The sequence below is a fragment of the Microbulbifer okhotskensis genome (assembly GCF_023895975.1).
GTDB lineage: Bacteria > Pseudomonadota > Gammaproteobacteria > Pseudomonadales > Cellvibrionaceae > Microbulbifer > Microbulbifer okhotskensis.
In genome coordinates this window covers 41,163-47,504 of record NZ_JALBWM010000028.1, presented here as the reverse complement: position 1 = coordinate 47,504, position 6,342 = coordinate 41,163, and the positions used below count along the sequence as shown (strand labels likewise).

Annotated in this window: 6 protein-coding genes; 2 read left to right on the top strand and 4 right to left on the bottom strand. The window is 45.9% G+C overall.

Annotation, left to right across the window (positions count from 1 at the left end; translation table 11 throughout):
* Nucleotides 1-201: 201 nt before the first annotated feature.
* Nucleotides 202-1,104, bottom strand: coding sequence for a LysR family transcriptional regulator (locus tag MO867_RS08940; protein WP_252466010.1), 903 nt, complete (start codon nucleotides 1,102-1,104; stop codon nucleotides 202-204).
* Between the two features lie 141 nt (nucleotides 1,105-1,245).
* Here MO867_RS08940 and MO867_RS08935 point away from each other — a divergent pair, with 141 nt between their 5' ends.
* Nucleotides 1,246-1,935: a pirin family protein gene (locus MO867_RS08935; RefSeq protein ID WP_252466008.1), complete on the top strand. Its 690-nt coding sequence runs from the start codon at nucleotides 1,246-1,248 to the stop codon at nucleotides 1,933-1,935.
* A gap of 265 nt (nucleotides 1,936-2,200) precedes the next feature.
* Here MO867_RS08935 and MO867_RS08930 read toward each other — a convergent pair whose 3' ends face one another.
* The 3 genes from MO867_RS08930 to MO867_RS08920 all read right to left on the bottom strand — a co-directional run bounded on the left by MO867_RS08930 (nucleotide 2,201) and on the right by MO867_RS08920 (nucleotide 4,240).
* A complete protein-coding gene (locus MO867_RS08930) occupies nucleotides 2,201-2,941 on the bottom strand; it encodes an NUDIX hydrolase (protein ID WP_252466006.1) in 741 nt (246 codons plus the stop codon).
* A 293-nt stretch (nucleotides 2,942-3,234) separates the two neighbouring features.
* Entirely contained in the window at nucleotides 3,235-3,702 is a 468-nt protein-coding gene (locus MO867_RS08925) for an OsmC family protein (RefSeq protein ID WP_252466004.1), read from the bottom strand.
* Nucleotides 3,703-3,895: 193 nt separating this feature from the next.
* The gene (locus tag MO867_RS08920) at nucleotides 3,896-4,240 is read right to left on the bottom strand and encodes a 4a-hydroxytetrahydrobiopterin dehydratase (protein ID WP_252466002.1); all 345 of its coding nucleotides are present in this window, start codon (nucleotides 4,238-4,240) and stop codon (nucleotides 3,896-3,898) included.
* Between the two features lie 246 nt (nucleotides 4,241-4,486).
* Between MO867_RS08920 and MO867_RS08915 the strand changes: the two genes are divergently transcribed.
* On the top strand, nucleotides 4,487-6,304 hold the full coding sequence (locus MO867_RS08915; RefSeq protein ID WP_252466001.1) for a DUF885 domain-containing protein: 1,818 nt from the start codon (nucleotides 4,487-4,489) through the stop codon (nucleotides 6,302-6,304).
* The last annotated feature ends 38 nt before the right edge of the window (nucleotides 6,305-6,342 follow it).

The following is a 6,342-nucleotide window of genomic DNA, read 5'->3' as shown; positions in this document are numbered from 1 at the left end:
AGTATCTGGCCGTGGTTCCTACCTATTTCGCCCCCTAAAACTGTCCGAAGTATTGATATGATAGAGAAGCTATTTATTAGGAAAGCCACCCCCCTGAACTACATGGTGCCCAGCGATTGTTTTATGAAAAATCAGGGATAACTCCCAGCACAGCTCAAAACAACCTGCCTTTCTTTTACCCCATCAAAACACAGCATGATTTCACCTTAACCGATTCGTAAAAACATGTTGAATATGGGTTAAAAAAGCGCTGACTTTTGGTAGCTTCTGTCGATGCTGCGGATAGAGTGCATATAAATCCACCGGTGACATTTCCCATTCGGAATGTACCGGCATCAATAAATTCTGGGCCACTTCTTGCCGACACATATAGTCGGGTAAAATTGCGATTCCACAGCCATCAACCAGCATCTGTTTTAAAATTAAGAAATCATCGACTCGCACTCTCGGCACTATCCTTATCTCTCGCATATCAGTGCCGTTAGTTAAATTCAAGCTGTCACCATGCTGGGCACTGCTCATAACAAGAAATTCGCAGCCGGCTACAGATTCAAAGGCGGCATTCAAGTTCTTTCGCTGAAGGTACTTTGGACTAGCGTATAAACGACGCCTGATCTCCCCCAGATTTTTTGCTACCAACCTGGAGTCCATTAATTCCCCCACGCGGATAACCAAGTCGTAACCCTCCTCTATCAAATCTACTCTTCGATTGGATAGGGTTAGCTCTAACTTAACGTCCGGGTAGGCTTCCAGAAACTCACCCATCACATCTTTCAATACCGCATGTCCAACACCGACAGACACACCCACGCGCAATGTGCCGCATGCCTTGCTCACTAAGCTACTGATCTTACTTTCCGCCAAATCCACTTCATGCTGTATTTGACGGCAGTGCTGCAAGTAGGCGCTACCGGCCTCAGTTAAGTTTTGTGTCCGCGTGGTGCGTTCTAGCAGAGTGACGCCTAGCACTTGTTCCAGCTTGCTGATCTTCCGGCTGAGATTCGCTTTAGGCAAGTTCAGCCTTGCCGCTGCTGAGGTAAAACTACCTGCATCCACCACCTCCATAAACAGCAGCATGTCATTCAAATCAGCTTTATGAGTCATCTCGCTTCCCTGGTACAGCTTGCACCACTGTTGTTGAAAATGAAACAGTGATTTTAAAAAACAACTATATATCAAACAGTTCCTGCTATCTAGAATGGCTTCATCAAATCAAGCAACTCACAACTCAACCCGGAGAGCACAATGGAAATTTTGTCCAGAGATACACTACCTTTAGGCGGCTTCGCAGGTATTACCGAGCATCGGTTGGTCACTGACAGCCGCATATTTGGCGCTCGTAAAAAGGCAGAAACTTTTGAGGGGCTAGGTAATATGGTGTATTTGGCCGATGCCCGTTACCTACCCCAGGGTTCATCCGGCATGCACCCGCACAGTGAAATCGATGTCATCTCTATCATTATTGAAGGCCGGGTCAGCCATGAGGGGTCTTTGGAGCACGGTAAAGACTTGGCGGCAGGTGAAGTTCAAGTACAACGCGCCGGCGGCGAAGGTTTTTCCCACAATGAAATCAACCCAGACAAACAACAAAACAGAATGCTGCAAGTCTGGGCGCTACCAGAAAAAGCTGGCCAACCCGCAGGATACAAAACCTACAAGCCGTCCTTAAATGGCACTACCCGGATTTATGGTGGCGGAAGTGATAGAGGCGCTACCTTTGATAGCGGCACTTTAATGGACATTGCTCATGTCAAAGCAGGCGAACAATTAAAACTCGATAAAGCGCACTTGATCTACATCATCAGTGGCACTGCACAAGCTGTGTCAGGGCATGTCACAAAGCAGATACAGGAAGGGGACTTGATCCGCGGGGACAACTTAGCACTCACCAGCACAGAAGCACTGCACCTGCTCATTGTGAGCCAAAACAATTAAACTCCTGATAAGAGCAGTTCCACCCTAAACAAAGATATGAATTTTACCCGTTTTGATGAGGGCGCCTAAATCAAAACCCAAAAAAATTCATCTTCAACAATAGCGATCCAGAAGGCTAAGTAGCACTTTAGTCACACTACCAGAATATCCTCAAGGAAGGAGATAAACCCTGACCCGCAAAACAACAAACTTAACTTAATTTAGCCGTCCCCCCTCAAATACCATTGCTGCCTAGTCAATCTGGGACAACCACAACTTTAATAACTCAAGCACTCGCCCAAAATATCTCCTGCTTTGCGATTGGATCGGCATAAGATTCTTGGTTTACCGGTGCTAGACCCAATTTTTTGAGTGACATTTGCACAACTTGTTGGTTGAATGGGGAACTATGATCACCGTTCAAATAACAGTCAATATCGATCCATTGCGCCTGCTTGATCTCAACGGTATCTTTTACGGAAATATCCCGATCTAAAGCAAGCAACTCACAGACAAAATACATATCTGTATACCCAAATTGGACCGGCGACTTAGTAGCAAAACCTAACACCGAGGAAAATTTACAAGTGATTCCCGTTTCCTCATACACCTCTCTAATCACTTCATCTACAATCTTTTCGCCCCGGTCAACTGTTCCTCCAGGCAATTTTAAATTTGATGAAGCACTATGGCCTTTTACACAAAGAAGCTCTCCCTCACTAAGCACAAAACCGCCAACGCCTATCGTATGTGTCGGAGAGAATGGGATATAGGCACTATCCTGAAGCTTAAGCACAAGAACTGCAGTGGAACCCTGGCAATTGTGAAATATAAATCCATAATCTAGAAATACTGATATAAAACGAGTCAAACTGCCTTGCAGAGTCACCCAAATTAATCTTTTAAGGTTAATTCTGGACAACGCTATTACGGCGCAAAGCTCAGTCAGCAACTGATCATCCGTACCACGGAATTTTTCCAGCTCTAGAGTAATCCCATCAAATGAATCTAGCGTGTGATCAAGCATCAGAAAACTACCGGATAACATAAATCTTAAACGTCAGCACACCATAAGTCACTTCACATTATCGAATCAAGCGACCTATCAAAAGTGTATTGAGCTCAATAACGGATCAATCCACAAAAATTCGGATCAAAAAATAAGTAAATAGCATTAAAAGACTATAGGAGAGTTGCGCATACAGGTGCAGAAAAGCCGAACAGCAAAAGATCCAGGCGAACTTACTAGAAGTCTAAATTTAAGGATACCGTTGAATACCTCCTAGAGCTGAACACCACTACCATAACAGGGATGCTGATCTAAATTTCACGAATTTCAGTGACCACGTCTGTTTTTACCGAGTTGGCGATAAAGCATTGCTTATGGGAAAGGTGGTGTATTTTTTCCAGTTGCTCGCGATTGGGTTGCTTATCACCGGAGAAACGGACCAGCGGTCTCAAAGTGACTTTAGTCATGGCCATTTGGCCATCTTCATTGTTTTCCATCACTCCGAGTGCCTTATCGCAGTACTCATCCACAATGAAACCACGTTTCGCCGCTATCGAGAGAAAGAACAACATATGGCAACTGGATAACGCGGCAACAAACGCCTCTTCCGGGTCGACATTTTCAACAACTGAGTAAGGGATTGGTACTACGTGGGGGGAAGACGAGGCTGGAACAGATAGACCACCATCAAACTGCCAGGTGTGAGCACGACTGTACTGGTTGTCGCTGAAAATCTGTTCATCACGCAGCCAAGTAACCGTTGAAGTGTACTCAGACAAGATTCATCTCCTTCTATCCAGTGCAAAACGCTTTATGGGAGCTGACAATCTCGCGGCTTAAAGCATTCGGTTGCATCACCAGCCCTTGATCAACAAGGCGCCGGTGATAACCCGAGTCAACATCGGGGGGCTTCCCGGCAGCGCATACAGCTATGCGACTACCGGTGGGCGCTCTATCAATGGGACTCAGGAATTATGCAGCGTCAACTTGCGCATCAGTGCGCGCAGCCATAATAAAATCATTCTTGTGCAAACCTTTGGCCTCATGACTCCACCAAGTCACAGTGACTTTACCCCATTCGGTAAGTAGTGCCGGGTGGTGCCCCACTTCTTCAGCAATTGCACCAACCCGGTTGGTAAAAGCCAATGCCTGTTTGAAGTTCCGAAACTTGAATACACGCTCCAATTGCAGAACCCCATCGCGGGCCATCGGCGTCCAATCGGGGATCTGTCGCAACAATCCAGGCAGTTCATCATCGCTCACCAGGGGCGCATCGGCACGGCAGGCTTCACATTGTTGTTGAGCTAGTTCGGTCATGATGGGTCCTCAAAACCATGTTTATTATCGACTCAAATGGGCCGGGCCCACTCTAACCGGCCACTGTCATCGAAACAAGCTCACAACTCAAAAACGCAGTTTATCTGGTTTTGTCATCGCAAAATGGAACGGCATGCTAAAAGTATTGGAGGAACTACATTATCTACATCAACTCTCCCGGCGGTCAATAAATACGCCAATAGGACGACTACCACGGATGGCGACTGGGATAAAGCGAGAACGGTTATGAGAGGACATATTCGCCTGCTAATTCTGCTGGCTTTACTGGGAGCCTGTGAGCGCCAGGACCTGGATCGGCAGCGGATTACACCTCCAGAGAGTACCGTACTGGAAGAAATGCGCTCTGAGACAAATCTGGCATTCGAACAGCTTTGTGAACAGTTTATCTTGGGACTGTGGAAGCTGTTCCCCTCCTGGGCCATCAGTGAGGGCTATTATGAAGTTGCTAGAAATTTACAGGTTCCCGACCAAAATTATCGCAAGTACCTTTTAGTCTTTGCACAGATCTATAAACGCAAATTTTCAGCCCTAAACGAAAACCAGCTCAGTATTAATTCACGCAGCAACCTAGCATTAATTAAAAATTTCTTAGACCGACTGCAATGGCAATATACGAGCTTTAAATCATACCAGTGGGATCCTTCTCTATATAATGTTTCGCACGCTTTCGCTCTAATTCTCAACTCAAATTATGCCCCCGTAGAGAAACGCCTACATGCATTTAGCACTCGAATGTCAAGTGTGCCGGAATACTATAAAGCGGCTGCAAAAGCTATCCACAGGCCTGCCAGACCTCAACTGGAACTGGCAATACAGCAAAACACAGGCGCTCTCAGTTTATTTGGGGAGCAATTGGTAAAAACGGTTAAGAAAAGTCATATGCCGGCCGATGCAAAAGCTATTTTTCTCCACCGACTACAAGACTCGCGCGCCGCCATTCAAGGCTATATTGATTTCCTGAAAAACCTAAAAATGAAAATCACCAAATCGGGTAACTTTCGCGATTTCCGCATTGGGGAGACACTCTACGAAGAGAAATTTCAGTTCGATATCAATATTGGAATTACCGCAGTAGAGCTGTATCAATTGGCCATTACGGAAAAGCAACGAACACACAAAAAAATGACCGAGCTTACCGATAAACTTTGGCCAAAGTATTTCCCCGAAGATCCCCCCCCATCCAATCATCTAATCAGGATTGGGCATCTACTGGAAAAGCTGTCTCTGCACCACCCCAGCAAAGAGAATTTTAAGAGAGCTATTGAAGAGCAAATACCGGAACTAGCCGAGTTCGTCGTAAAAAAAAACCTACTCAGCCTGGATAAGGAAAAGCCTTTAATAGTGCGTACCACGCCGCCCTATATGCAAGGATTTTCGGTTGCTTCGATCGATGCTCCCGGCCCTTACGATAAAGGTGCCAATACTTTCTACAATGTGATGCCAATTGAAAACTACAGCGATGAACGCGCCGATAGTTTACTACGCGAATATAATGACTATACCCTACAAATTCTCAACATCCATGAGGCCATTCCCGGACACTATACCCAGCTGGTCTATGCCAACCAATCCCCGAGCATCATCAGAAATATCCTCGGCAACACCGCTATGATCGAAGGCTGGGCCGTATACGCAGAGCGAATGATGCTCGATGCCGGCTACGGTGACTTTTCTCCAGAACTGTGGCTAATGTATTACAAATGGAGTTTGCGCACGATTACCAATACTATCCTGGACTATGAATTGCAGGTGAAAGGTATCGACCAGGCTCAAGCGATGAAGATTATGGTGAGGGAGGCATTCCAACAACAAGCCGAGGCCGAAGGCAAATGGCGCAGAGCAACGCTAAGCCAAGTACAACTCACCAGTTACTTTGCCGGCTTTACCGACATCCTCGCTTTGCGCAAAGAAATAAAGCAAAAACTCGGGAGAAATTTCAACTTGGAGGCCTTCCATGAGGATTTCCTCAGTTTCGGGAATGCACCTGTGCCAGTTATTCGGGAATTGATGCTGGCAAAAATAAAAGGAGACGGCCGAGATTAAAATCAGGACTCAACACGAGAGAAGATAATAAAAAAGTA